21 protein-coding genes and 2 pseudogenes are annotated in these 25494 nt (G+C 62.9%); 9 read left to right on the top strand and 14 right to left on the bottom strand.

Annotation, left to right across the window (positions count from 1 at the left end; genetic code table 11):
• Positions 1-35 precede the first annotated feature (35 nt).
• Entirely contained in the window at positions 36-1238 is a 1203-nt protein-coding gene (locus AAFG13_RS12275) for an alanine--glyoxylate aminotransferase family protein (protein WP_342712146.1), read from the bottom strand.
• A gap of 132 nt (positions 1239-1370) precedes the next feature.
• Here AAFG13_RS12275 and AAFG13_RS12280 point away from each other — a divergent pair, with 132 nt between their 5' ends.
• The 3 genes from AAFG13_RS12280 to AAFG13_RS12290 all read left to right on the top strand — a co-directional run bounded on the left by AAFG13_RS12280 (position 1371) and on the right by AAFG13_RS12290 (position 5618).
• Positions 1371-2123 (top strand): GntR family transcriptional regulator, encoded by a 753-nt coding sequence (locus AAFG13_RS12280; protein WP_342712147.1) that lies wholly within the window; start codon positions 1371-1373, stop codon positions 2121-2123.
• Between the two features lie 95 nt (positions 2124-2218).
• Positions 2219-5197, top strand: coding sequence for an FAD-binding and (Fe-S)-binding domain-containing protein (locus AAFG13_RS12285; RefSeq protein ID WP_212310211.1), 2979 nt, complete (start codon positions 2219-2221; stop codon positions 5195-5197).
• A complete protein-coding gene (locus AAFG13_RS12290) occupies positions 5190-5618 on the top strand; it encodes a heme-binding protein (protein ID WP_212310212.1) in 429 nt (142 codons plus the stop codon). The genes AAFG13_RS12285 and AAFG13_RS12290 overlap by 8 nt, the downstream gene beginning before the upstream one ends.
• Before the next feature lie 131 nt (positions 5619-5749).
• Here the strand turns inward: AAFG13_RS12290 and AAFG13_RS12295 are convergent, their stop codons facing one another.
• On the bottom strand, positions 5750-6355 hold the full coding sequence (locus AAFG13_RS12295) for a hypothetical protein (RefSeq protein ID WP_212310213.1): 606 nt from the start codon (positions 6353-6355) through the stop codon (positions 5750-5752).
• An 840-nt stretch (positions 6356-7195) separates the two neighbouring features.
• Here AAFG13_RS12295 and AAFG13_RS12300 point away from each other — a divergent pair.
• Entirely contained in the window at positions 7196-8971 is a 1776-nt protein-coding gene (locus tag AAFG13_RS12300; RefSeq protein WP_342712148.1) for a hypothetical protein, read from the top strand.
• A gap of 81 nt (positions 8972-9052) precedes the next feature.
• Here the strand turns inward: AAFG13_RS12300 and AAFG13_RS12305 are convergent.
• The 4 genes and pseudogenes from AAFG13_RS12305 to AAFG13_RS12320 all read right to left on the bottom strand — a co-directional run.
• A pseudogene (locus AAFG13_RS12305) lies at positions 9053-9250 on the bottom strand (hypothetical protein); the annotation flags it as partial.
• Between the two features lie 405 nt (positions 9251-9655).
• Positions 9656-10435 (bottom strand): enoyl-CoA hydratase/isomerase family protein, encoded by a 780-nt coding sequence (locus AAFG13_RS12310; RefSeq protein WP_342712149.1) that lies wholly within the window; start codon positions 10433-10435, stop codon positions 9656-9658.
• Positions 10436-10514: 79 nt separating this feature from the next.
• The gene (locus AAFG13_RS12315) at positions 10515-12614 is read right to left on the bottom strand and encodes a molybdopterin oxidoreductase family protein (RefSeq protein WP_342712150.1); all 2100 of its coding nucleotides are present in this window, start codon (positions 12612-12614) and stop codon (positions 10515-10517) included.
• A 123-nt stretch (positions 12615-12737) separates the two neighbouring features.
• Positions 12738-13808, bottom strand: coding sequence for an extracellular solute-binding protein (locus AAFG13_RS12320; protein ID WP_342712151.1), 1071 nt, complete (start codon positions 13806-13808; stop codon positions 12738-12740).
• A 151-nt stretch (positions 13809-13959) separates the two neighbouring features.
• Between AAFG13_RS12320 and AAFG13_RS12325 the strand changes: the two genes are divergently transcribed.
• The 4 genes and pseudogenes from AAFG13_RS12325 to AAFG13_RS12340 all read left to right on the top strand — a co-directional run bounded on the left by AAFG13_RS12325 (position 13960) and on the right by AAFG13_RS12340 (position 17385).
• The gene (locus tag AAFG13_RS12325; RefSeq protein ID WP_342712152.1) at positions 13960-14931 is read left to right on the top strand and encodes a tripartite tricarboxylate transporter substrate binding protein; all 972 of its coding nucleotides are present in this window, start codon (positions 13960-13962) and stop codon (positions 14929-14931) included.
• Between the two features lie 40 nt (positions 14932-14971).
• Positions 14972-15670: a substrate-binding domain-containing protein gene (locus AAFG13_RS12330; RefSeq protein WP_212310219.1), complete on the top strand. Its 699-nt coding sequence runs from the start codon at positions 14972-14974 to the stop codon at positions 15668-15670.
• Between the two features lie 11 nt (positions 15671-15681).
• Positions 15682-16107: pseudogene (locus tag AAFG13_RS12335) on the top strand (TRAP transporter large permease subunit); the annotation flags it as partial.
• 186 nt (positions 16108-16293) lie between these two features.
• A complete protein-coding gene (locus tag AAFG13_RS12340; protein ID WP_212310220.1) occupies positions 16294-17385 on the top strand; it encodes an amidohydrolase family protein in 1092 nt (363 codons plus the stop codon).
• A 15-nt stretch (positions 17386-17400) separates the two neighbouring features.
• Here the strand turns inward: AAFG13_RS12340 and AAFG13_RS12345 are convergent, their stop codons facing one another.
• The 7 genes from AAFG13_RS12345 to AAFG13_RS12375 all read right to left on the bottom strand — a co-directional run bounded on the left by AAFG13_RS12345 (position 17401) and on the right by AAFG13_RS12375 (position 23395).
• Complete coding sequence (locus AAFG13_RS12345) at positions 17401-17670, bottom strand: hypothetical protein (protein ID WP_212310221.1); 270 nt, start codon at positions 17668-17670, stop codon at positions 17401-17403.
• Positions 17671-17809: 139 nt separating this feature from the next.
• Complete coding sequence (locus AAFG13_RS12350; protein WP_092115577.1) at positions 17810-18547, bottom strand: Crp/Fnr family transcriptional regulator; 738 nt, start codon at positions 18545-18547, stop codon at positions 17810-17812.
• A gap of 296 nt (positions 18548-18843) precedes the next feature.
• A complete protein-coding gene (locus AAFG13_RS12355) occupies positions 18844-19683 on the bottom strand; it encodes a phosphodiesterase (protein WP_212310222.1) in 840 nt (279 codons plus the stop codon).
• A gap of 9 nt (positions 19684-19692) precedes the next feature.
• On the bottom strand, positions 19693-20751 hold the full coding sequence (locus AAFG13_RS12360) for an ABC transporter ATP-binding protein (protein WP_342712153.1): 1059 nt from the start codon (positions 20749-20751) through the stop codon (positions 19693-19695).
• A complete protein-coding gene (locus tag AAFG13_RS12365; protein WP_212310224.1) occupies positions 20748-21533 on the bottom strand; it encodes an ABC transporter permease subunit in 786 nt (261 codons plus the stop codon). Before AAFG13_RS12365 ends, AAFG13_RS12360 begins: the two co-directional genes overlap by 4 nt.
• A 4-nt stretch (positions 21534-21537) precedes the next feature.
• Positions 21538-22353 carry an ABC transporter permease gene (locus AAFG13_RS12370; RefSeq protein WP_342712154.1) on the bottom strand — a complete coding sequence of 272 codons (816 nt, stop codon included), beginning with the start codon at positions 22351-22353 and terminating at the stop codon, positions 21538-21540.
• A 37-nt stretch (positions 22354-22390) separates the two neighbouring features.
• Positions 22391-23395, bottom strand: coding sequence for an ABC transporter substrate-binding protein (locus AAFG13_RS12375; protein ID WP_212310226.1), 1005 nt, complete (start codon positions 23393-23395; stop codon positions 22391-22393).
• 331 nt (positions 23396-23726) lie between these two features.
• Here AAFG13_RS12375 and AAFG13_RS12380 point away from each other — a divergent pair, with 331 nt between their 5' ends.
• Positions 23727-24740 carry a zinc-binding dehydrogenase gene (locus AAFG13_RS12380; protein WP_342712155.1) on the top strand — a complete coding sequence of 338 codons (1014 nt, stop codon included), beginning with the start codon at positions 23727-23729 and terminating at the stop codon, positions 24738-24740.
• Between the two features lie 45 nt (positions 24741-24785).
• On the opposite strand, the gene AAFG13_RS12385 is transcribed toward AAFG13_RS12380, so the two are convergent.
• Positions 24786-25490: an ABC transporter ATP-binding protein gene (locus AAFG13_RS12385; RefSeq protein WP_212310228.1), complete on the bottom strand. Its 705-nt coding sequence runs from the start codon at positions 25488-25490 to the stop codon at positions 24786-24788.
• Positions 25491-25494: the final 4 nt, after the last annotated feature.

A 25494-nucleotide genomic window follows, 5' to 3' on the forward strand; every position in this document is an offset into this window, starting at 1 on the left:
CCTCCCTGATCGGCGATTTTTAGTTGTCGGTGTCGCTACGTGCTGACCACCTTCAGATGCGACGACGCGTTGCGTTGATCGCGCTGCTCGAGCAGCCGCATCGCCGCCTCGACGCCGCCCGAGCGGTGCGGCACGCCGGCAACCGACAGCCCCATCTCGACGCCGGTGAGCGCGCCGAGCAGCGTCAGCTCGTTACATTCGCCGAGATGACCGATGCGGAACACCTTGCCGGCGACCTTCGACAGGCCGGCACCGAGCGACATGTTGAAATTGTCGAGCACGGCCTTGCGGAACTGATCGGCATCATGGCCGGGCGGCATCATCACCGCGGTCAGCACCGGCGAGAATTCCGACGGCTCCTGGCAGAGATTCTCGAGCCCCCATTGATCGACGGCCGCGCGCGTCGCGGCGGCGAGCCGCCGATGGCGGGCGAACACGTTGTCCAGCCCCTCTTCCAGCAGCATCGCGATCGCCTCGCGCAACCCGTAGAGCAGGTTCGTCGCCGGCGTATAGGGGAAGAAGCCCTTGGCGTTCGGCTTCAGCATTTCCTCCCAATCGAAATAGGAGCGCGGCATCTTGTTGGTACGCGACGCGGCGCGGGCCTTCTCCGAAATGGCGTTGAAGCCGAGGCCGGGCGGCAGCATAAAACCCTTCTGCGAGCAGCTGACGCTGACATCGACCTTCCACTCGTCGTGCCGGTAATCGACCGAGCCGAGCGAGGAAATGGTATCGACCATCAATAGCGCCGGATGCGCGGTGCGGTCGATGGCGGCACGGATGTCGGCGATCCGGCTGGTCGCGCCGGTCGAGGTCTCGTTGTGGACGACCATCACCGCCTTGATGCTGTGCGCGGTGTCCGCGGCGAGCCTTGCTTCGATCAACGCAGGATCGGCGCCGCGCCGCCAATCACCGGCAATGAAGTCGACCTCGATGCCGAAGCGGCCAGCGAGCTGCCGCCACAGCGTGGCGAAGTGGCCGGTCTCGACCATCAGGACCTTGTCGCCGGGCGACAGCGTGTTGACGATCGCGGCTTCCCAGGCGCCGGTGCCCGACGACGGGAAGATCACCACCGGGCCTGCGGTCTGGAAGATCTTGCCGCTTCCCTCAAGCACGGTGCGGCCAAGCTCGGCAAACTCCGCGCTCCGGTGGTCGATGACCGGCATGTCCATCGCGCGAAGAATGCGATCCGGGACGGGGCTCGGCCCTGGAATCTGCAGAAAATGGCGTCCTTGATGCATGAGAACCTCCCAATCGCCGGATTTCGGCTCCTTGGGTAGCCATTTTGCATTCATTTTTTGTATTTTCAATCCAATTTTGGTATTCGATTGTGGAGATCGACGCGACCGCGCCGGCAAATTATTGTTCAGAATATGAAATCTGCGATTCCCGAGACCGGGGTTCCGATCACCCCGCCCGCCGCCGGCAACGGCAGCGACCGCCAGGAGGCCTCGCTTCACGGCGAGATCCTGCTGCGGCTCCGCGACTACGTCGTGGAAGGCAACATTCCCGAGGGCGCCCGCGTTCCGGAACGCCAGCTGTGCGAAATGCTGGGGATCTCCAGGACGCCGCTGCGCGAGGCCCTTAAGGTGCTGGCCGCCGAAGGCCTGATCGAGCTCTTGCCCAATCGCGGCGCGCGGGTGCGCCAGCTCAGCCAGCGCGACCTCGAGGAACTGTTCGACGTCATGGCCGGGTTGGAGAGCCTCGCCGGACGGCTGGCATGCGAGAGCATTACGGACGAGGAAATCGCCGCGATCGAGCGGCTGCACTACGAGATGTACGGTCACTATCTGCACCGCGACATGCACGGCTATTTCCAGACCAACCAGCAGATCCACGAGCGCATCGTCGCGGCCGCGCGCAACGAGACGCTGAAGACGACCTACGCCAACTTCGCCGGCCGGATCCGGCGTGTGCGCTACTCCGCCAATTTCGCCCGCAAGCGGCAGCGCTGGGCCGAGGCGATGCGCGAGCACGAGGCGATCCTCGATGCGCTGCGCCGCCGCGCCGGAAGCGAGCTCAGCGACATCCTGTTCGCCCATCTGCGCAACAAGCGGGGCGCCGCCCTCGAGCACCTCGCCGAGGCGCCGGACGCCGCCCCAGAGACGACGCCTCAGGGCAGCTAGTTGCTCATTTTGAATTCATAATGTAATTCTCGGCTCAATCGAATGAATAATTCCCGGGCAATATGGATTGCGCCGCGGATCACATCGGATCTGGGATGAAGAACGCCTCCTCGCTCGAACAGCGCCTGCGGTCCGAACTGACCGGCGACGTCTTTTTCGATGCCTTCAACCGCGGCCGCTACGCGACCGATGCCTCGTTCTACCAGATCATGCCGGCCGGCGTGGTGGTGCCGCGCACCGTCGACGAGGCGCTGCGGACGCTGGCGATCGTCCGCGACGCCGGGCGGATCGTCACCCCGCGCGGCGGCGGCACCTCGCAATGCGGCCAAACCGTCAATGACGGCATCGTGGTCGACCTCTCCAAGCACCTGAACCGGATCCTCTCGCTCGACGTCGAGAACCGCATCTGCGTGGTCGAGCCCGGCATCGTGCTCGACGATCTCAACCGTCAGCTGAAGAAGCATGGGCTGTGGTTTCCGGTCGACGTCTCGACTGCGTCGCGCGCCACGATCGGCGGCATGGCCGGCAACAATTCCTGCGGCGGCCGCTCGTTGCGCTACGGCACCATGCGCGACAATACGCTGTCGATGGATGCGGCACTCGCCGACGGCACGCTGCTGCATTTCGGCGAGGTGCCGCGCGACCTGACGCGGATCAATACTCCCGACAGCGGTGAGAGGCTGTTCCGCGACATGCTCGACCTCGGCGAGCGCGAGGCGGCCGAGATCGCAGACAAATTCCCCAAGGTGCAGCGCCGGGTCGGCGGCTATAATCTCGACGCGCTGGTGCCGCGCAACGCGCCGAACAACATGGCGCATCTTCTGGTCGGCTCGGAAGGCACCCTCGCCTTCACGACGCAGGTCGAGCTGAAGCTGTGGCCTGTCATCCGCAACAAGGCACTCGGCGTCTGCCATTTCGGCAGCTTCTACGAGGCGATGGATGCGGCCCAGCATCTGGTGAAGCTGCGGCCGATCGCTGTCGAGCTGGTCGATCGCACCATGATCGCGCTCGGCCGCGAGATCGCGATGTTCCAGCCGATCATTTCCGCCGCCGTGCGCGGCGACCCGGACGCGATCCTGGTGGTCGAGTTCGCCGAGGAAGATCGGGCCGACAACCTCGCCCGCCTGAAGCAGCTCGGCGAGCTGATGGCCGACCTCGGCTTCGGCTGGGACAAGCCGCAGCGCAAATGGGGCGGCGTGGTCGAGATCGTCGAGCCCGCGCTGCAATCCGGCATCGCCGATTTCCGCGCGGCCGGACTCAACGTCATGATGTCGATGAAGCAGGAGGGCAAGCCGGTCTCGTTCGTCGAGGATTGCGCGGTGCCGCTGCCGCATCTCGCCGATTATACCGAACGGCTCAATGCCGTGTTCGCCAAGCACGGCACCCGCGGTACGATGTATGCGCACGCCTCCGAAGGTTGCCTGCATGTGCGCCCGGTGCTCAACCTCAAGCTTGAGAAGGACGTCAAGGCAATGCGCGCCATTGCCGAGGAGGCCTTCGCGATGGTGCGCGAATACAAGGGCTCGCATTCCGGCGAGCACGGCGACGGCCTGGTGCGCTCGGAATTCCACGAGACCATGTTCGGCGCGCGCATCGTGGCAGATTTCCGCGAGATCAAGCAGCGCTTCGATCCGGACAATACGCTCAATCCGGGCAAGATCGTCGATCCGCCCAAGATGGACGACCGCTCGCTGTTTCGTTTTTCGCCGGACTATCGCGTCGGCGAATTGAAGACGGCGCTGGACTGGTCGGCCTATCCCGGCGCCGGCGGCGGTTTCCAGGGCGCGGTCGAGATGTGCAACAACAACGGCGCCTGCCGGAAACTCGAAGGCGGCGTGATGTGCCCGTCCTATCGCGCGACGCGCAACGAGAAGGACGTTACCCGCGGCCGCGCCAACACGTTGCGGCTGGCGATCTCGGGCCAGTTGGGTGCGGACGCGCTGGCCTCCGACGAGATGATGGAGACGCTGAAACTTTGCGTCTCCTGCAAGGCCTGCCGCCATGAATGCCCGACCGGGGTCGACATGGCCAAGATGAAGATCGAGGTGCTGGCCGCCCGCGCCGCGACGCATGGCCTGTCGCTGCGCGACCGGCTGGTCGGCTATCTGCCGCGCTATGTCGATCTCGCCTCGCGCTTCGCGCCGCTCGCGAACTGGCGCAACAAGAGCCCGCTGCTACGCACGCTGTTCGAGAAGCTCGCCGGGATCAGCGCCAAGCGCGCGCTGCCGGCGTTTCGCCGCGACACCTTCCGGCCGGACGCCGAGGTGCTGGGTCCGCCTGAAGGGCGCGAAGTCGTGCTGTTCGCCGATACGTTCAACCGCGGCTATGAGCGGGAAAATCTCGACGCCGCGATCGAGGTGCTGGTCGCCGGCGGCTACCGCGTGCATCTGCCCAAACCGTCGGACGGCCGCCGGCCGCCGTGCTGCGGACGGACGTTCCTGTCGGCGGGTCTGGTGGAGCAGGCCCGAGCCGAGCTCGACCGGCTGGTGGCGACCTACGCGCCGTTCGCGGCGCGCGGCGTGCCGATCATCGGTCTCGAGCCGAGCTGCCTGCTGACCCTGCGCGACGAGCTGCTGTCGCTGCGTTCGGATGACGCCGCGAAGGCCGTCAGCGCGCATGCCCTGCTGTTCGAGGAATTTCTGGTGCGCGAGGCCGAGGCTGGACGCCTCGCCCTGCCGCTCGGCGCGGTCGCGGGCAAGGCGGTCGTGCACGGTCATTGCCATCAAAAGTCTTTCGGCGCGTTCAAGCCGGTGGAGAAGGTGCTGCGCCTGGTGCCCGGTCTCGACGTCAAGACCATCGAGTCGAGCTGCTGCGGCATGGCCGGCGCGTTCGGCTATGGCGCGGACACCTATCAGGCCTCGATCGAGATGGCCGAGCTGTCGCTGCTGCCTGCGGTGCGTGGCGCGGATCAGGACACGCTGATCGTGGCCGACGGCACCTCCTGCCGGCACCAGATCAAGGACGGCAGCGGACGCACGCCGCTGCATGTCGCCAGCGTCTTGGCGATGAGCCTGAAACGTGCGACATCGAAATCCGACCAATCATTGCCGACAAAGGAAGAGGCCCATGGCTGAGCTCACTCTCGAAACCGCCCGCAAGATTCTGGATGCCGCGCTCGCCAAGGGCGTCGAGAAGAAGCTCAAGCCGCTGGTGGTCACCATCCTCGACGCCCGCGGCGCCGTGAAGGTCACGGCGGCGCAGGACGGCACCAGCCTGATGCGGGCGGAGATCGCCCACGGCAAGGCCTATGGCGCGCTGGCGCTCGGGATGGGATCGCGGGCGCTGTTTCAGCGCGCGCAGGAGCAGGCCTATTTCATCGACAGCGTGAACACGCTGGCGCAGGGCCGGCTGGTGCCGGTCCCCGGCGGCGTCCTGATCATGGACGGCTCGACCCTGCTCGGCGCCGTCGGCGTCAGCGGCGACACCTCAGACAATGACGAGATCTGCGCCGTAGCCGGCATCGAAGCCGCTGGCCTGAAGGCCAACGCGGGCTAATCCGCTCCACTTCGCTCCAGCGGTCTTTGGAGTCAGTGAGCCTGGGGAGCTGATGCTGTCGATGATGCCGATAGCTGGCATCATCGTGGTGTTCCGGGGAACCGAGCGAAAATTGTCTCGTTGCTGCTTCCCTATTCGCACCACCCGGACAAAATCATCACGAGCGCGACCGTATCTGGATTTGGCGCCGGTGCGAGCGTCGCGCCCTCGGCTCTCCACGCCATCTCAATATTCGGAACACCGTTCACTAGACCGACCGGTGCATGGACGATCAATGTCGACATGTAGCCGCCATCGAAGATCGGTGAGAGCGCCCATGTCGAACCCGGAGCGCGAAACCAGGCGTAGACCGTCGCGGTCCACTGGTTCGGACCAGTGATGTAGGAGTTACCGGTCAGGATGACCTCCTTCGCTGTGGCGGGAATGTTGAACTGGGGCCAAAGCGGGATTTGTGTCCATGTGTTCGCGCAGGCATCCTTCGGACCTGTTCCATCCGAACAAGTCGCTGGCGTTGTGTTCGGCGCGAAGTTGCATGGATGAAATTCATAGGGAGTGCCGTCATACCCCGGGCACACGCCCCAATTCGGCAAGCTCGTATTGTTGAACACGATGGTCGGGTCGCGGACATTGTTCGGATTGAAGTGCCATGTCGTGCAGGTGTTGGTCCAGTTGGTCTGAGCTGCAAACGCTGGCGCGAAAGCGAGCCACGTGACAAGCGTGACGATCAATTTACGCATCTACGGCTTCCATCCTCGACGATGATGATGCTGACAGAGCCTGTTCTCACGAACAATGCTCGCGAACTGCCTCGTTGACCTCATGACTAGTGCCTTCGTGTCACGGCACCTGCAGGCCTGTCTTCATGGACAAGCAACGTTTTTCGCCGCCGCGTCGACCCAGCGATCCGAGCGCTTGTAGTAGGAATAGCCGTTTGAATTTGCCGCCTGAATGGAGAGATTTCCGGGCTGGGTCGGATCTCCATAGCAAGCAAGCGTCCCCACCGAGTCAGCTGGGTCGCAAGTTGGCCTTGAGCTGCATCAAACTGAGCTTCCGTCGTCTGCGTCGCAGCCGACGCGATCTGATTGAGCTGGTTCGTAGAAAAGAATTGCAGTTGCAAACCTGGTTGCGAACTAGATGGCGCAGACGCCTTCACAGAGAAGCTCAATACGCAAAGCACAAACGTCAGCACCAGCCTGAGCATTGGATCCCTCGCGATGGCTTAGAGAGATTTCAAACTCTTCTTGTTTCGATCCAAATATTCTATCTATAATTGATTGTCTGCACACAATCATCCAAATGTTGTAACAGTATGATGACAGGACAGAAGAGATCGCCGCTGGTTGTCTACATGAGAAGTGGCTCGATCATCTACGAAGCCTTGAGAAGCCAGCGTCGTGGATCTGACATTTGCGTAAACTAGCCGAACGCTCGCGTAGCCTAGTGTCGCACGCGTATTTGGCGATTGAAGTCCCTCCCTCAAATCCTCGTTCTTTATCCTGATCAACTTCTGCTTTGGACAATACGACAAGCGGCTACGCACTTCCGTGCATCAATCCGAGATCTACAGGACAGCAAAAATGAACCAGAATGCCCGCCGCACTCGGCGCAAAATGACGCCTCTGGCCAGAGCCCGATCTCAAATTGCCTTCCTGTTGTCTTCCCTGCTGCTTGCCTTCATCGTTGCGAGTCCAGCGCACGCTCTCAGCTCAGATCCATGCAGATTCCCCGGAGCCGGTCCGACGAGTTGGGATCCGGCAGGAACCATGAACCGGTCGTTCGATCCGGCTTGGGTAAGTGCGATACGGCAGAGCCCCGCCGTGTTCGCACAGTTGGTGGGCGCTCCCGGGGCTTCAAATACCCAATGCCTGAACGCGCTCAGTATGTTCCTGAAGGCCAACAACAGCTCCCTTTGCGGTTCGCTAGCGCCGGACGGCCTCAAGCTGATTGTGGCGACCGCCTTCTCTTATGAGTCCGCATCCTACGGCAGTTCGCGCGCAGCAGGCTCTGCATCGAACCTTCTGAACAACAGCTACGTGTCGCAGAGTGGCGACTATTTGCTGTCTTGCAGCCAGTACGTGTCGCTGGCCATACGTCTTTACTACTGGATTTATCAAGCCTCAGGAATGAGCCCACCCGCCGGGATAAAGATTCACACCGTGGGATGGCGGTCCGACCCGACGACCCCAAACCCCGTCGGCAATCACGCCCAATTTTTTGTGACGGGTGTCGGGCCGAACATGCTCCTCGACCCCACTGCTAATGTCATCGCTAGTACAACACTTAAGAACCACTTGAACGGGACTCTTGTTTCTCCCAATCAGGTCGTGAATGGCATCAGCCTTCGTTCCATAGCGTCGTCGATCCCGAGCTTTCCTGCGACGGTGGTCGGCTCGCTCACGAGTACGAATGGCGGTCACTATCAGGGCGGGAAATTCCTGATGTATTCCCTGCTGACCGCATTCGCGAGCGATCCGACGGAAGCTCAATGGGTGGTCGACGCTGGAACGCCTGCCTTCGTGGACACGGTCGTGCCAGGACCATCGGGCGACTATTACTACAAGACGGGGGCCGGAGTGCTATGGCAGGTTGATAGTACTGGCATCACGTTGGCTGGCCCCGGTGTTGCCGCGATTGCAGCGGGGCCAGGACCATCATCAGTGTTTCAACTGACGAAGGCGGGTGCGCTTTGGCAGCGCACGCCGTCAGGTTGGGTTTTGGCGGCGGGTAGCGGAGTCGCTCAGATTGCGAGCGGCCAAGGTGGCGCCGCCATCTACGAACTGACATCCGACGGTCGCCTGTACGTGCTGACGACCACCGCTAGCTGGACCCAGGTGCGCACCGGTGTGAAGGCAATTGCGACGGGGATGAACGGCCAAGGCCTCTACGTCGTCTATTCATCGGGGCTGTTCTCGATCGTCTCGTCCAGCGGGGAGACGGTAGCCTCCTATTCCGGAATTGTCGGGGTGACGAGCTTGCGGCAAGGAGAGTTCGTCGCATACTGGAGCTCAAATGGCCTCTATCTTCATTCGACCATTGGCGGCGCGTTCGGCCCGATCAACAGCCAGCTGAGCAAATTGCTCGTAGGCGTCGGCCAACAAACTCTTGACGTCCTGCAGACTGACGGACGGGTGTGCACCGGAAATCCAGTCGGCAACCCCACGGGCAGTCCGCCGCAGTACTTCCTGAGCTCCGGGATCAACCTGGGCAGTACTTTTTCGCCTTGCGTGTCGCCACCGAACAATATCGGCGGTTCGGTGTATTCGTCGATTCAGCTTATCAACGACGGTGTCTACCTTCAAGCGACGCCGGCCGGCGGCGGGAATGCGATAATTGGCCAAGCCACCTCTTTTTAGCCGCTCGACACAGCGTTCTGATCAATTGGCTTGGGATTTCGAGAGCGGGTAACCGCTCTCGAACGACGAGTATGACCCTATCTATCGCCCGGTCCAGGTCGGCTTGCGCTTCTCGCCGAACGCCTTGGGCGCCTTCCTTGGCGTATTCGGTCATCGCGAGCAGTGCTATCTAGCTTTCGGTGTAGCGATGCTCTCGTCGAACGGCATCGACGCGATCGCCCGCATCGCATATTTGCCGCGACGGATCGCAGTCGTTCGCGGAGGCTCTTCAACCGGAACGCATCGCGCGGTGCGTTTCGGCTCTCCCCGCAGACGGGCCGTTGCGAGCAAGCGGAGCACTATTTCGGAATAATGGAAATAGAGCACTGATTTGCCCGACGTGTCAAGCTGCCGCGTCGAACGCCGGCAGCCGCCCAGCTACTTTGCATGGGGTTGTTTTCGATATTTTGATACTGCGCGCCTGAGAGGACGTGAAGCTTTGTCCTTATCCACTGTTGTCGTCGCCCGGCCTGTGCGCAATTGCGCACATGGACCGGGCGACCCAGTACGCCGCGGCCTATCGGCTCAAGCACAACCGTCTCTGGAATACTGGATCACCCGCATGCGCGGGTGATGACACTGAGCAAGCCAATTCCGTCACCCTGAGCGGCCGTATGCAGCGAGGCGAAGCGGCACAGTGATGCCTCAGCGCCCCGTCCAGGTCGGCTTGCGCTTTTCGCCGAAGGCCTTGAGGCCTTCCTTGGCGTCCTCGGTCATCGCGAGCAGCGCGATCTGGCTTTCGGTGTAGGCGATGCTTTCGTCGAACGACATCGATGCAATCGCCCGCATCGCGTATTTGCCGCGACGGATCGCCGTCGGTGACTTGTCGACGATGCGGCCGATCAGCCAATCGACCTTGGCGTCGAGCTCAGCTGCCGGCACGACGTAGTTGAGAAGACCCGCGGCCTGCGCCGTCTTCGCATCGAACGGCTCGCCGGTCAGCGCCCATTCGTTGATGAGGCGCGCGGGGGCGATCGATTGCAGCAGGCTCAGCACCTGCATCGGAAACACGCCGACCTTCACCTCCGGCAGGCCGAAGATCACCTGCTCGCCGGCCACCGCCATGTCGGTCATGCACAAAAGGCCCATGCCGCCGGCCATGCAGACGCCGCCGACCCGCGCGATCGCGGGCTTGGTCGCGTTCTGCGACAGCCGCAGCAGGTCGGCGTAGTCGACATTGGGACGCGAGAAATCCATCGAGAATGCCGCGCCACTGTTCTGCAGATCGGCGCCGGCGCAGAACGCCTTGTCGCCCGCGCCCGTCAGCACGATGACGCGCACGTCCTTGTCGTCATGCGCCTCGCGATAGCCCCTGGCGATGCCTGCGATCACACCGGCATTGAGCGCGTTGCGCTTGTCCGGGCGGTTGATGGTGATCCAGAACGCCTGCCCGCGCTTCTCGAGAAGAACGCTGTTGTCGGTCATGTTTCCTGCCTGATTTCTTGCCTGTGCGCTGTTGCGAGCCGACATTTGCGGCAGGATCGGCGCCGACTGCAAGCAGGATTTAAGCGGCGGCGGACGCCTTCCTGATCCAGACCTTGTTGTCATGGAACGCGGCGCCGCCAAGCGGTGCGACGGCCTCCGCCCCGGTCAGCATGTTGATGCCGCGCCCGCCGATGTGAGACTTGTTCGGATGGATCGACTCGGCGATCAGCACGCCGCGGCGAACGCCATCGAACAGTTTTGCGGTCAGCGTGGTCTCGCCGCGCGTGTTGCCCAGCGTCACGGCCTCCCCGTCGGCGATCGACAGCGCGGCCGCATCATCGGGGTGGATCATCACGGTCGGCGCGCCCTCGCGGGCCTGCGACGACGGCGTTTCGTTGAAGCTGGTGTTGAGGAAGCTGCGCGACGGCGACGTCGCGAGCCGGAACGGATGCTGCGCGTCCGCCTCCTCGATGATGGTCCAGTGGTCGGGCAGCGAGGGCATCTTGTCCCACGCGCCCATCAGCCCGCCCGCGCCGACCGGGACCTTGCCCCAATCGACCTTGAAGTGGAACTTCTTGTCGGCATGGGCGAAGCCGTCGAGATAGTGCGAGGTGCGGAAATCCGGTTGCAGGTCGCGCCAAATATCGGCTTCCAGCGTCTCGATATCGCCGTGCCCGCTTTTCTTCAAAGTTGCGTCTATCAGCTGCCGCGGCGTCATGTCGAAGCCGGGATGCACGGCGTTGAGCCGGCGGCCGAGCCCCTGCAGCACCTCGTGGTTGGAGCGGCATTCGCCGGGCGGATCGATCAGCTTCGGGCCGACCGAGATGTGCTGATGACCGCCACCGTAATAAAGGTCGTCGTGTTCCATGAACATCGTCGCCGGCAGCACGATGTCGGCCATCTGGGCCGTCTCGGTCATGAACTGCTCGTGCACCGCGACGAACAGATCCTCGCGGGCAAATCCCTGCCGCACCAGCGCCTGCTCGGGCGCCACCGTCATCGGATTGGTGTTCTGGATCAGCATCGCCTTGACCGGCCCGCCGCCCTTTAGCGCCTCGGCATCGCCGGTCAGGATGCGGCCGATCTTCGATTGATCGAGCACCCGCGTCGAGGGATCGATCGCATCGTGGCCTTCGATGATCGACTCGTCGAAGCGCCAAATTCCGGCATTGTTGAAAAACGCGCCGCCGCCCTCATATTGCCAGGCGCCGGTCACCGCGGGAATGCACAGCGCGGCGTGCATCTGCGCGGCGCCGTTGCGGCTGCGGGTGAAGCCGTAGCCAAGTCGGAAGAACGAGCGCTGGGTCTGTCCGACCAGCCGTGCGAACGCCTCGATCTCCTCGACCGGCACGCCCGAGATCACTGATGCCCATTCCGGCGTGCGGGTCTTCAGATGCGCTTCCAGCTCGCCGGGGCAATCGGTATAGCGCGCGAGATAATCGCGATCGGCAAATCCCTCGCGGAACAGCAAATGCATCACGGCGCAGGCGAAGGCGCCATCGGTTCCCGGCCGCAGCAGGATCTTGATGTCGGCCTGCTTCATGGTCTCGTTGTTGTAGACATCGACCGCCGCAATCTTGGCGCCGCGCTCCTTCCGCGCGCGCGATGCATGCGTCATCACGTTGACCTGGGTGTTCACCGGATTGGTGCCCCAGATCACGACGAGGTCGGAGACACCCATCTCGCGCGGATCGACGCCGGCGATCTTGCCGGTCCCGGCGGCGAAGCCGATGCGCGCGATCGTCGAGCAGATCGTGCCGTAGAAGCGCGAATACTTCTTCACATGCGACAGCCGGTTGAGGCCGTCGCGCATCACGAGCCCCATGGTGCCGGCGTAGTAATAGGGCCAGACCGACTCGGCGCCGAATTCCCGCTCAGCAGCGTCGAATCGCGCCGCGATCTCGTCCAACGCCTCGTCCCAGGAAATCCGCGCGAACTGGCCGGAGCCCTTCGGGCCGGTCCGGCGCAGCGGATGCATCAGCCGCTCGGCGTGGTGAATCCGCTCGGCATAGCGCGCGACCTTGGCGCAGACCACTCCGGCCGTATAGGTCTGCCGTTTCGAGCCGCGCACCCTGCCGATCGAGCGTCCTTCGATCACCTCGACGTCGAGCGCACATGCCGAGGGGCAGTCGTGCGGACAGGTGGAATGGCGGATATCGATCTTGGCATGCTGGTTCATGCCAAATTGGTAACATCAAATATCCGCTCCGCCGAGGGGCATTATTGACCCAGTCCGGGCAAAAACCGCGCATAAGCCATGCGGCAAACGCCCAAATGCTCGGCTCCCGGTCCACTCCGTCCGTCAAACGCGGAAGATGCGGGTGTAGTGCGCCTTGATCGATTCCCCTTCCTTCTCCACCGCGGCGGGGTCGTCCTTCATCGTCTTGATGTCCTTTAACGGCTTGCGCCCGGCTTTCTCTTGAGCCTGCGCGTGGACCGACCTGAGGCCGCCGATCTCGACGTTGAGCTGCTGCCCCTCGCGCCCGAGCGCGAACGATTGAAACAGCCTTGCCGCATTCGGATGCGGACAGTCCTTGAAGATCCCGTTGGGGCCGACAATGATCGGCGACCCTTCGGTGGCGTAAACCGGCTCAACCGGGCGGCCGGCCTCCTTCAGCTGAAAGATGTTGTACTCGTTGCCGTCGGCCATCACCGCGCGCTCGCCGAGATCGAGCTTCTTCGGCGGATCGGTCGAGGACTGCACCTGCATGATGTTCTGCTTCGCGAGCTTCTCGAAGAAGCTCCAGCCAAGATCGCGCTGCATCTGATAGGTCGCGGTCATGATGGTGCCGCTATAGCCGGGGTGCCCCTTCACGATCTTGCCCTTCCATTTCGGATCGAGCAGATCGGCGAAGCTCTTCGGCGCCTCCTCGGCCTTCACGAGATTGGTGTTGTAGGCAATGATCGAGAGCCAGACCCGGAAGCTTGCGAACTGGCCATCCGGGTCGCGATGCTCCTCCGGATAGTATTTCGCGACCTCCTCCGGGACATAGGGCGCCAGAATGCCGTCGCGCTTCCACACGATGAAATGCGCGGCGTCGGAGGAATTGACAACGTCGACCGCGTGAATGTTGCTGGAATATTCCTGGCCGACGCGCTGGAACACACGCTCCGCGCCGGTGCGTTCGACACGCACAGTGATCCCCGCATACTTCGCCTCGAATGCCTTCGCCAGTTTCTCGGCGACCGGCAGATCGGTCGAGGTGTAGTAGACGACCTGGCCCTCTTTCTTCGCCGCCTCGATCAGCGCTGGCGTAACCGGTTCCGCAGCTGGCGCGGCGGCCATCACGCGTGTTGAAAAGGCGGTTCCTGCCAGCACGGCACTGGCGCCCTTCAGCAGATCGCGGCGCGATAGCCCAGGATGTTTCCTCATTTGATTCCCCGCACGCGATGGCGAAGTTTGAGTACACCGTCCTCCCGCCCTTGTTCCGATGCGTGAAGACGATGTCTGTCGTCGACAGATGCTTCAGGTTGCAGCTAGACTTCTGGTCAAGAAAGAAGACTAAAGTTGGGGGAGACGATCAATGGCGGGCTTTCGGTACGCCTTGATGTGTGTCGCGGCATTGCTGAGCGTGTCGATGTCCGGTTCACATGCGGACGCCGAGGGCTACCCTGCGCGGCCGGTCAGGATCATCGTTCCGTTTGGTCCCGGCGGTCCGGCCGATGTCGTTGCGCGCCAGATCGGCAGCATCTTGCAGGAAAACCTCGGCCAGCCCTTCGTGGTGGAGAACCGCACCGGCGCCGGCGGCGTGATCGGCACTCTCGAGGTCGCGAAGGCGCCGGCCGATGGCTACACCCTTCTGATGATGTCGAACACCCAGACCGCCAATGAATCGCTGGTGCCTCAGCGCAAATATGAGCTGATGCGCGACCTGACGCCGATCGCAACCCTGAACACTTCGGATCTGGTGATCGTGGTCCACCCCGCCGTGCCGGCCAGGACGCTGCAGGAGTTCATCGCGCTTGCAACGGCAGAGCCCGGAAAGCTGAACTACGCCTCGTCGGGTCAGGGGACGCCGTATCACATGGCGGGGTTGTTCAAAGCCATGGCCGGGGTCAACATCGTGCATGTGCCATACCGCAACAGTGGTGAGGCCCGCAGCGGCGTCATCGGCGGCCAGGTCCAGATGATGATCGACGCCGTTCCGGCGATGGCACCGAATGTTGCCGAGAACCAGGTGCGCGCGCTCGCAACAACCGGCAAGTCCCGTTCCGCGGTGCTATCAAACGTTCCGACCGTGACCGAGGCGGGCGTTACCGGTTATGAGGCAACGATCTGGCTCGGCCTGATGGCACCAGCGGGTACGCCGCAGCCGATCATCGAGAAACTCAACGCGGCCGTGAATGCCGCGGTCAGGCGGCCGGAGGTCGAGAAGTTTTGGGCCGAGCAGGGCGCGGTGCCGATGACGATGACGCCGGAAGCCTTCGACAAATTTCTGCGCGCCGATATCGTGAAGTGGGCAGATGTCGTCAAAAAACTCGACAAGACCGAATAGGCACGTAGCGGCCAAGACCGTGGTGACGGAACAGGTGCAAATGAAGACGTTGAACATCCTGAGCGGCGGCGCAGCGCAGGGACTGGTCTGCAGTCTTGCGCCAGCGTTTGAAGCCGAAACCGGCCTCGGCATTGCCGGTGATTTTGGCGCGGTCGGCGTCATGGCCGACAGACTGCGTGCCGGCATTCCGACCGACATCGTCATCCTGACCGCCGCGCTGATCGCGAAGCTTGCCGACGAGGGACTGGTTCTGCGCAGCTCGATCATCGACATCGGGCGTGTTGAAACCGCCCTCGCCGTCCGCGCCGGCGATCCGCCGGCAAGCGCAGAGGACGCCGCGGGCCTGCGCGCGGTGCTGCTCGATGCGGACGCCATCTTTGTGCCCGATACCAAGACATCAACCGCCGGAATTCACGTCGCCAAAGTGCTGGCGCAACTCGATATTGCCGACGCCGTCGCCGACCGGCTGAGAATCTATCCGAACGGCGCGACGGCGATGCGGCATCTAGCCGGGTCCAGTGACCGGCGGCCGATTGGTTGCACGCAATCGACCGAGATCATCAGCACGCAGGGCGTCGTGCTATCGGGCACGTTGCCGCCGCGATACGGGCTCGCGACCATGTATACGGCTGCCGTTGCAACGCAGGCCTCGGCTGCATCGCAGGCGCAGCGTTTGATCGCACTGCTGACGTCACCGGCGGCGTCGGAGCTCCGCAGCAATGCGGGCTTTGTCTCCTAACGCGCCAGTTCGTCGGCTACATCATGGCCCTGACGCAGATGCCGGCCAAGATGACCGCCTTCTTCCTGTCGATCTCCGATAACAAGTACGTCATCCTGCTCCTGATCAACGTCTTGCTGCTGGTGCTCGGCACGCTCGTCGACATGGCGCCATCGATCCTGATCGCCACGCCGATCCTGTTGCCTGTCATGAAGAACTTCGGCGTCGATCCGGTCCATTTCGGCATGATCATGCTGCTCAATCTCGGCATCGGCCTGTGCCATCCACCGGTCGGAGCAATTCTTTTTGTCGGCTGCGCGGTCGGCAAGGTCACGATCGAGCAAGTCATGCGCAAGATCTGGCCGTTCTATGCGGTGATGTTCTTTGTCCTGATGTGCGTGACCTATCTGCCGGAGATCCCGCTATGGCTGCCGCGGCAGCTCCAGGTGCTGCACTGAGGGCAAGCGGGCATCTTGCAGAACTGCGGCCGTCACCGGAACCCATCGACATCATCGCCAAGGCCGGGATCAAACCGGTCTGAGCAGATCAACATTGCGCGACACGCACAGCGTGTGACCTTGCGACCGTTCGCCGGCACCCCTAGGCTCCCCGTCCATAACAAAAAGACCAGGGAGACGGTCGTCATGACCACAAGGCGGGATTTCCTGAAAGCGGGAGCAGCGGCGGCAGGCATCGTGTTCTGCGGCTGCGGGCTCGTCCACAATGCGAATGCGCAGCAATCGCGCCAGAAATTGCCGGTCACCGTCGACGGCAAGCGTATCAAGACGATCGATATTCACTCGCATTGCCACTTCCGTGAGGCCGGCGCCCTGCTCGGCGCCGACGCCGGAAAGCTGCAGCTGCCGCCGGTCAACGGCGCCTCTGAGGCCTTCGTCGAAATCGACAAGCGCCTTGCTGCGATGGACGCGCAGGCCGTCGATATGGAGGTGCTCTCGATCAATCCGTTCTGGTACGACCGCGATCGCGAGCTTGCCGGGAAGATCGTGAAGATCCAGAATGAAAAGCTCGCCGAACTCTGCGCTTCGAAGCCCGAGCGGTTCGCGGCCTTCGCCGCGCTGACGCTGCAGGCGCCGGACCTTGCGGTGCAGGAGCTGGAGACGGCCGTGAAGAAACAGGGGCTGAAGGGCGCGGCGATCGGCGGTGTGGTCGATGGCGTCGAATTCTCCGATCCCAGGTTTCATCCCGTGTGGGCCAAGGCCGAGGAACTCGGCGTCCCCCTGTTCATCCATCCGCAGGGCGTGCCCGAGCTCGGCAGGCGGCTCTCCGGCAATGGCTGGCTCGGCAACACCATCGGCAACCCGCTCGAGACCACGATCGCACTGTCCCATTTGATCTTCGAGGGCACGCTCGACCGCTTCCCGGGATTGAGGATCATCGCCGCACATGGCGGCGGCTATCTCCCCTCCTATGCCGATCGCTCGGACCATCCCTGCCTGGTCGGACCCAAGGGATGCAATCCGGAGATCAAGCTCCAGAAGGCGCCGACCGAATATCTCAAGCAGATCTACTTCGACTCGCTGGTGTTCACGCCTGAGGCGATCCGGCATCTCGCCGCCCAGGTTGGCGCCGGCCAGATTGTGCTGGGAAGCGACTATCCCTATCCATGGCAAATGGCACCGGCCGACCACATCTTCGCCTGCTCATCGCTGAGCGACGACGACAAGGCCAACATTCTCGGCCGGACTGCAGCCAAGCTGCTCGGCGTTGCCGCGTGACGACGGTGCCAACGATCAGTTGGCCTTCACCGTCCGCATCTCATTGCGCGGCAGCGCCGTGGGTGCCGGCTGCGCAATCTTGGTCAATGGATCGACATCGACGACGTCGGTTCCCGCGAACTCCGCTTGCGCCGCATCCGATATCCATTTGACCGCGGCGGGGTGGCTGACCAGCATCCCGATCAATGCAACGATCACGAGCACCGGCAAAGCGATCAGCTTGATGCTGAAGCTCCGGTAGTTGCTTTCCGGATCCCGCTGCCGGTTGTCGAAAGAGCCCTGCATGGATTCCTCCACAGTGCGAGTGTGCTCCACCGAAGCGTCACTTACCGCAGGGCACGCACGGCCGATGTGAATGGTTTCACAGGCTTTGTCCGGTTCACCGTTTCGTGAAGTGCGGGACTAACCGCGCAGACGGCAGCGACTACTCGCCGTCATCGGCCCCGGCGTCGACCAGCGCCTGCAGCGACTCGGGCTTCAGCACGACGATCGCGCCATGTTCGAGCCTGACCCAACCGCGTGTCGCCCACGCGCGGAGCTGCTTGTTGATGCTCTCGCGGGTCATCCCGACCATCTCGCTGATCTCCTGCTGGGTGATCGAGATGGTGCGCCCCTGCGGCTTGTGCTTGTCGCTCAGGCGCAGCAGCGCGCTCGCCAGACGGCCCGGCAAATCCTGCAGGATCACCTGCTCGACCTGGTCGCTGGTCCAGCGCAACCTTGCGCAAAGCAGCTCGATGAACTTCATCGCAAGCGTCGGCTGGCTGCGCACGAACGGAATGAACTCGCGCCGGTCGATGACGAACAGCTCGCAATTGGTGTTGGCGGTGGCATCGGCCGTCCGCGACAAGCCGTCGAGCAGCGCGATCTCCCCGAATATCTCTCCTGCCTCGATCAGGTTTAGGATCGCATTGCGACCATCCGGCGACGAGATGCTGATCTTCACCGTGCCCGAGATCACCGCGATCAGGCTGGTGCCCGGATCGCCCTTGGAGAAGATCGTCGTTCCGCGCTTCAGCGTGGTGTGCTTGGCATAGCGGCAGAGCTGATCGAATGCCTCGGGCTCGAGATCGGCAAAGTACGGATGCTTGCGCAGCACCGATAGCTTGTTGTTTGAAAACAACGGCGCGCCGGCAGTTCGTTCTATGGGCAGCGCACCGGTCATTGTGATCCAGACTGATTGTGTTGCGTTCGATCGGCGCGCCAGCAGCGCGACACACCGACAAGCCATCGATCAATGAAAGCGGAAAGGACTATAGCCCCACCGGGGGCCTACAGCAACAAAAGGTCCGGGCCGGTGAGATCGGGCTAGAAGGCATCGAAGGTACAATTTGGAATAAATATGCGGCTAGTTGCAACGCTCAATTGTAGGCAACGGCCGCCCTTGGTCTGGAAAACCCGCCCATCAACCGCAATCTCGCCTGGCAGGACCCGTCCGTGTGACGGGTCAACGCCACCCGCTCACAGCAGTTTGCCGTCCGGTCCAAAGAACGGATGCGGCCCATCGAACTGACCGATGGGGATCTGGTGTGTGACCAGCTGTCCAAAATCCTGCCCGGGAAACCATGTGTGCAAATGAAATGCGGGCGGTTCCACCTTGAACGATGGTTCGCGGAGCTGTCCGAGGTCCAGGTCGACCGCGTGGTTCGGCGCGGGGCATATTGTCACGGCAATCCCGGCGAAGGTGGTCAGCATCGCGCGATGGACGTGCCCGCACCCGATCAACCGCACACGCGGGTGACGCCTGACGATTTCCGCCAATGCGTCGGCATTGAAGAGGTCTTGCCGGTCCATGTGCCAGATGCCGCCCTTGAATGGCGGGTGGTGCAGGAAAAGCAGCGCCGGCCGGTCGACTGCGGTCGCCAGCGCCGCGTCCAGCCATTGCAGCGTGGACGCTTCGAGCATGCCGTGCGGCTTGCCGGCAACGCTTGAGTCAAGCAGCAGCAGATCGAGGCCATTCACTTCGATCTTCTGGTCGAGCGGACCTGTTGCGTGAACATAGGGCGCGGCCGGAAACGCTTCGCGCATCCACTGGCGCGAGTCGTGATTGCCGGGAATGCCGGCAAACGGCAGGCGCAGCGGCGCGAGCAACTGCTTGAGATAGTCGTATTCCTCGACCGACGGCGTATCGACAAGGTCGCCCGAGATGACGACGAAATCGGGCGCCGGCTCGAACGCGCCGAGCGCCGCCACACAGCGCTCAAGCGCCTTCGCGGTATCGACCCGGCCATAGGCCAGCGCTCCCGGCGGCTTGATGTGGAGGTCGGATATCTGTGCGATGAGAACCGGTTTCGGCGGCATCGATCAATCTCAGGGCTCGAAAGGGAGCAGACGAACGGCGTCGGCCGCGATCGAAAGCCCGATTCGATCGCCAACCTTGGCCTGGATTGTGTTAGGCGCGTCGACATTGAGTGGCTTGCTCGATGCACCACTCACGACAATTCGTTGCCGGTCGCCGATGAAGCTGACGGAATCAACTGCTCCCGAGAGCAGCCCTGCCCCGGCGTCCGTCACGCGAATGGTTTCGGGACGGATCATGACGGTCGCGTTCGACGCTGTCGCGCCACCCTCGATCGGCAATCGTCCGCCGGGCAGGATCAATGCGCCGTTCTCAATCGGAGCTTCAACTATATTCGCCGCTCCGATGAACTCCGCCACGAAGCGGTCCTTGGGTGCGAAGTAGACCTCGCGCGGCGTGCCGATCTGGGCGATCGCACCTTTCCGCATCACGACGATGCGGTCGCCCAATTCCATGGCTTCGGACTGATCATGGGTGACGTAGATCGTCGTGATTCCGAGCGCGCGCAGCAACCGGTTGAGCTCGCCTCGCAGCCGATCGCGCAAGGCGGCATCAAGGGCGGTCAACGGCTCGTCGAGCAGCAAGATGCCCGGCCGGATCGCGACGGCACGTGCCAGTGCGACGCGCTGACGCTGGCCGCCCGAAAGCTGGTCGATGCGGCGGTTCTCCAACCCCGTGATGTTCGTAAGAGCAACCAACTCGGCGACGCGCGCGGCACGCTCGTGCCTGGCAACACCCCGGATCTTCAGGCCATAGGCGATATTGTCCGCGACCGTCATGTTGGGAAACAGGGCGTAGGACTGAAACACCATGCCGACATTGCGCCGCTCGATCGGGACCGAGGTCATATCCTTGCCGTCGAACAGCACCTTGCCGCCCGCATCGGGTAACTCGAGGCCCGCGATGATGCGCAGCATCGTGGTCTTGCCGCATCCGGATGGTCCGAGCAGCACCAGCGTCTCACCGCGCGCAATGTCGAGGGTCGCGGGATCGAGGGCCCGCGTCCCATCGGCAAAGGTCTTGCCGCACGCCTCGATCCGCACTGCTGCACCGTGCCCGGTCGTATTCATCGCTTGTGATTCCGGTCGGCCAGCAGCTGCATCGCAACCAGCAGCGGAATGATCATCACGAAGAAGATCAGCGTATAGGCCGAGGCCACTTCGAGCCGCATCGAGGCGTAGCTGTCGGCGAGCCCGATCGGCAGCGTCTTCGTCAGCGGCGTATGCAGCATCCAGGTCAGGTTGAACTCGCCGAGCGATAGCGTGACCACCATCAGTGCACCGGCGAGAATTCCCGGCAGCGCGTTCGGCACGATGACATCGCAAAAGCGTCGCCATGGCGATGCGCCGAGCGAGGCAGCCCCTTCATCGAGCGTCTTGATGTCCACGGTCGCAAACACCGCCATGACCGAGCGCACCATGAACGGCATGGTGAAGATCACGTGGCCGACCAGGATGAAGAACCAGGAGCGGCGAAAGCCGCCAAAGCTCCCATAGGCGAGCAACAGCGCAAGCGCGATCGCAAGCCCGGGGATCGCCAAGGGCAGCGTGATGATCTCCTCGACGATGCGGGCAAGGCGGCCTCCCCGCGCGTGCAGCGCGTAGGCCGCGGGAACGCCGGCGAGCAACGTGACGGCGAGTGTCGCGAAAGCGATCACGAAGGAGAGCAGGATGGTGCCGGCATAGAGTTCCCAGACCTGCACGACCCATTGCAGGGTCACGCCGGACTGAATGCCCCGGAAATAATTCACGGTGACGCCGGCGGAGATCGAAAGCCCTGCGGGCACTACCAGGAACGCCGCAACGAGCAGTGTGAAGATGAACTGGCCGGCAAAGATCAGGCGATCGCGCATGCTTTCACCCGGCCGCCGCGACCGCGCTTCCGCTGAACGTGCGGGCCAGCGCAAGGATGAACCAGGTGATCAAGCCGAGCCCCACCGACAGCGCCGCCGAGGTCGCGAAATTGGCGGCCAGCGTGAACTCGGTGTAGATCAGCATCGGCAGCACGTCGATGTTCGTCGCCAGCGTGAAGGCGGTGCCGAAGGCGCCCATAGCGGTCGCAAATGCGATCGCGCCGGACGCAACGAAGGCCGGCGCCAGTGCCGGCAACACGACGTCACGCTGCACTGCCCACCGGCTTGCGCCGAGCGAACGCGCGGCCTCCTCCAGCCCGATATCGAGCTTTTGCACGGCCGCCATGATGGTGAGGATCACGCGCGGGATCGAGAAGTAGAGATAGCCGAGGAAGAGCCCGTAGATCGAATAGGCGAAAACGAACTTCTCGCCGAAGATCCGGTTCGAGAGATCGCCGATCAGCCCTTGCCGGCCTGCCAACAGAATGATCATGAAGCCGACCACCACGCCGGGAAACGCCAACGGAAAGGTCAGCATCGCGATCAGCACGGCCCGCCCGGGAAAGCGGTGCCGCTGCAGGAACATTCCGGCGATCGTCGCCACGATCAGCGTGACGACCGTGGTTGCCGCCGCCAGCAGCACGGTATTGATCAGCGTTGCGCAATAACGGCCTTCGGTCAGGATTGCGAGGTATCCGGTGAGCCCGTGCGGCCCTTCGGCGCCCGCCACCACCAGCCGCGCCATCGGCAACAAGAAGAACGCCGTCGTCACCAGAACAAGCGGCAGCAGGCAGAGCCAAACGAAGGATTTTTGCGACATCGGAAGATTGGTGCCCCTGCGAGGGCACCATATTGCCTCAGCGGACCTCGGCGAGATAGCGGTCGACGAAGGCTTTTTGCACGTTTTCCATCTCGCCCCAGTCGACGCTCTTCGCGCGGGCATAGTCGCTGTCGGGGAGGAATTTGCCCTTCACGGAAGCAGGCAGCTCGATCGGGCGGGCCGGACGCAGATAGGCATTGGTCCAGATCGCCTGCCCCTTGTCGGACAGCAGATAGTCCATCACCTTCTTGGCCTTCTCCTTGTCGGGCGCGTTCTTCACGAGACCGACGACATAGGGAAACACCACCGAGCCCTCGCAGGGAATCACAAACTCGAAGTTGCCCTTCTCCGAATATTTCGCGCGGTAGGCGTTGAAGTCATAGTCGAACAGGATCGGCATCTCTCCCGAGACGACACGGGCATATGACGTCTGCTTGGGCACGATCGGATCGTTCTTGCGCAGTTCCTTGAAGAAGGTGATCGCCGGATCGAAATTGGTGGGCGAGCCGCCCAGCGCGAGATTGACGGCGACCGCGCCGACATAACCGACCGCCGCGGACGACGGGTCGAGATAGCCGACCATGCCCTTGTAGTCCGGCTTCAGGAGGTCCTTCCAGCAGGCCGGCACCGGCTTGCCGCCAAGCGCGTCCTTGTTCACGAACAGGCCGAGCGTCCCGGAGTGGATCGTGGTCCAGTAGCCGTCCGGATCCTTGAGACCGGCGGGCACCTGATCCCAATGCGCGGGCTTGTATGGCTCGAGCGCGTCCTGGGCCTTGGCCTTCATGCCGAAGGTCACGCCGAAATAGCCGATATCGCCGACCGGATTGCTCTTCTCGGCGAGGATCTGGGCCAGTGCCTGACCGGAATTCTTGTTGTCATGCGGGATATCGTAGTTGAGGTCCGCCTTGATCGCCTTCAGCATCGACGCCCAATCGGCCCATTCCGGCGGGCAATTGTAGCAGATCACGTCGGCCGCCTTGGCGGATTGCCACGGCGCGATCAGTGTCAGCGCCAGCAACGCAAGGACAAGGCGGATCTTCATGGCAGGCTCCGGTCTGGGAGAGGATGCAATGCGGATTTCAACATCAACGGGGGACCAAGTATAGGCCGCGCATGAAGGTTTTGCGACGCGCTTGCTGCCGTGCAGCAAATGCAGCAGTCCGGATGCCAATGACCGGAGGCTCGCGGCAAACCGTCGTTTCGCGCTAGGCTGCGAGCCAAAAGAGGAAGCGTCCATGTATCAGCCGCCCGGCGTCAAGACATCGTCCGACCTTCCCGTCCCCGACCTGATGAAAGCCTGGGTCCTTGGTGACCCCGACCAGCTCCTGCTTCGCGAGAAGCCGACGCCGATCCCGTCGCGCGCCGAAGTGCTGGTGCGCATCGACGCGGTTGCGATCTGCGCCACCGATCTCGAAATCATCCATGCCGGGTCGCCGGCAAGCATTCAAGGCGGCGCGCCCTTCAACAAGAACTTTACGCCGGGTCACGAATACATGGGCACGGTTGCCGCGCTTGGCCCTGATGTCGACGAGTTCAGGATCGGTGAGCGGGTCAGCGTGGAGATCCACGCCGGCTGCGGCCAATGCAAACGCTGCCGCCAGGGCATGTACACATCGTGCCTCAACTATGGAAAGCCGGAGAAGGGTCACCGCGCCAACGGCTTTACGACCGACGGCGGATTCGCCGAATACGCAGTAAACCACATCAATACGCTGGCGCGCGTCCCGGATACCATGAGCGATGCGGAAGCGACGCTCGTGGTGACTGCCGGGACGTCGATGTATGGCTTGACGGAATTGGGGGGATTGGTGGCCGGCGAGAGCGTCGTGGTGATCGGCCCAGGGCCGATCGGACTTCTCGCAGTTGCTGTGGCCAAGGCGCTTGGTGCAAGCCCGGTGATCCTGACCGGCACGCGCAACAAGCGGCTGGCGATCGGCCGGGAACTGGGGGCCGGCCGCGTCATCAACATCAACGACGAAGACGCCGTTGATGTCGTGAAGCAACTAACAGGGGGGATCGGCGCGGACTATGTCGTCGAATGTGCCGGCACCGAAGCGACACTCAACCAGGCCATTCACATGACCAATCGGGGCGGCAAGATCTGTCTGGCCGCGTTCCCGCACAAGGCCGCGACGCTGGACGTTGCGCACCTCGTTCGAAACAACATCTATGCCTATGGCATCCGGGGCGAAGGCCGCAGCGCCACACACCGCGCGATGGAATTGATGGCAGCGAAGCGGTTCGACGCGACCAGGATCCACACGCATACGTTTCCGCTGGCGGACCTGCCGACGGCGCTCAGATATGCACGGGACCGCGTCGATGACGCGATCAAGGTTGTCGTTACCAATCGGAAAGCCGGTGCGATCGCGAGCGCTGCGGAGTAAAGTTCAGTACGTGCCGGTGGCGCGCGCGCTGATCCGGGAGCCTGCTCACACCGAGCAGTAGCGCTCCTTGATCTCGTCGTCGGCGAGCAGCGCCTGCGCCGAGGCCTGGTGCACCACCGCCCCCTGGTCCAGCACATAGGCACGATCGGCGATGCCGAGTGCGAGCTCGACGTTCTGCTCGACCAGCAGAACCGTCGTTCCCTGCGCCTTCATGCTGCTGAACAGCTCGAACATCTCGTCGACCAGGACCGGCATGATGCCCTCCGACGGCTCGTCCAGCATGATCAGGTCGGGCTTTGCGATCATCGCCCGCGCGATCGCTAGCATCTGCTGCTCGCCGCCGGACATCGTGACCGCCTCTTGATCCATGCGCTCGGCCAGCCGGGGGAAGATCGCAGCGATCTCGTCGATCAGCTCAGCTTCCCGCTTCTTCTCCTTCGAGGCCACCAGCCCGAGCCGCAAATTCTCCCGCACGGTCAGTCCCTGCACAATCCGTCGCTCCTCTGGGACGTAGGCGAGTCCCAACGCGAAGCGCACATGCGCCGGCTGGCGCAGCAGCTCTTCACCCTTGAAGGTGACCGAGCCGCGCGCCCGCCCCATCAACCCCATGATCGATTTGAGCGTCGTCGTCTTGCCGGCCCCATTGCGGCCGATCAGGCAGACGATTTCGCCCTTGCTCACCTCGAGACTGATGTCCTGTAACGCGTGACTTGCGCCATACCAGGCATTGAGCTTGCTGATCTGCAGCATCCCG

This window comes from Bradyrhizobium sp. B124, assembly GCF_038967635.1.
Lineage (GTDB): Bacteria > Pseudomonadota > Alphaproteobacteria > Rhizobiales > Xanthobacteraceae > Bradyrhizobium.

Excerpts from the sequence above, each read along its gene's own strand:
- AAFG13_RS12345 (WP_212310221.1), bottom strand. The coding sequence starts at position 17,670 with ATGCAGGGCTCTTTCGACAACCGGCAGCGGGATCCGGAAAGCAACTAC.
- AAFG13_RS12365 (WP_212310224.1), bottom strand. The coding sequence starts at position 21,533 with ATGCGCGATCGCCTGATCTTTGCCGGCCAGTTCATCTTCACACTGCTC.
- AAFG13_RS12325 (WP_342712152.1), top strand. The coding sequence starts at position 13,960 with ATGGCGGGCTTTCGGTACGCCTTGATGTGTGTCGCGGCATTGCTGAGC.
- AAFG13_RS12310 (WP_342712149.1), bottom strand. The coding sequence starts at position 10,435 with ATGACCGACAACAGCGTTCTTCTCGAGAAGCGCGGGCAGGCGTTCTGG.
- AAFG13_RS12300 (WP_342712148.1), top strand. The coding sequence starts at position 7,196 with ATGAACCAGAATGCCCGCCGCACTCGGCGCAAAATGACGCCTCTGGCC.
- AAFG13_RS12275 (WP_342712146.1), bottom strand. The coding sequence starts at position 1,238 with ATGCATCAAGGACGCCATTTTCTGCAGATTCCAGGGCCGAGCCCCGTC.
- AAFG13_RS12295 (WP_212310213.1), bottom strand. The coding sequence starts at position 6,355 with ATGCGTAAATTGATCGTCACGCTTGTCACGTGGCTCGCTTTCGCGCCA.
- AAFG13_RS12370 (WP_342712154.1), bottom strand. The coding sequence starts at position 22,353 with ATGTCGCAAAAATCCTTCGTTTGGCTCTGCCTGCTGCCGCTTGTTCTG.
- AAFG13_RS12385 (WP_212310228.1), bottom strand. The coding sequence starts at position 25,490 with ATGCTGCAGATCAGCAAGCTCAATGCCTGGTATGGCGCAAGTCACGCG.
- AAFG13_RS12290 (WP_212310212.1), top strand. The coding sequence starts at position 5,190 with ATGGCTGAGCTCACTCTCGAAACCGCCCGCAAGATTCTGGATGCCGCG.
- AAFG13_RS12350 (WP_092115577.1), bottom strand. The coding sequence starts at position 18,547 with ATGACCGGTGCGCTGCCCATAGAACGAACTGCCGGCGCGCCGTTGTTT.
- AAFG13_RS12285 (WP_212310211.1), top strand. The coding sequence starts at position 2,219 with ATGAAGAACGCCTCCTCGCTCGAACAGCGCCTGCGGTCCGAACTGACC.
- AAFG13_RS12360 (WP_342712153.1), bottom strand. The coding sequence starts at position 20,751 with ATGAATACGACCGGGCACGGTGCAGCAGTGCGGATCGAGGCGTGCGGC.
- AAFG13_RS12340 (WP_212310220.1), top strand. The coding sequence starts at position 16,294 with ATGACCACAAGGCGGGATTTCCTGAAAGCGGGAGCAGCGGCGGCAGGC.
- AAFG13_RS12355 (WP_212310222.1), bottom strand. The coding sequence starts at position 19,683 with ATGCCGCCGAAACCGGTTCTCATCGCACAGATATCCGACCTCCACATC.
- AAFG13_RS12280 (WP_342712147.1), top strand. The coding sequence starts at position 1,371 with ATGAAATCTGCGATTCCCGAGACCGGGGTTCCGATCACCCCGCCCGCC.
- AAFG13_RS12315 (WP_342712150.1), bottom strand. The coding sequence starts at position 12,614 with ATGAACCAGCATGCCAAGATCGATATCCGCCATTCCACCTGTCCGCAC.
- AAFG13_RS12320 (WP_342712151.1), bottom strand. The coding sequence starts at position 13,808 with ATGAGGAAACATCCTGGGCTATCGCGCCGCGATCTGCTGAAGGGCGCC.
- AAFG13_RS12330 (WP_212310219.1), top strand. The coding sequence starts at position 14,972 with ATGAAGACGTTGAACATCCTGAGCGGCGGCGCAGCGCAGGGACTGGTC.
- AAFG13_RS12375 (WP_212310226.1), bottom strand. The coding sequence starts at position 23,395 with ATGAAGATCCGCCTTGTCCTTGCGTTGCTGGCGCTGACACTGATCGCG.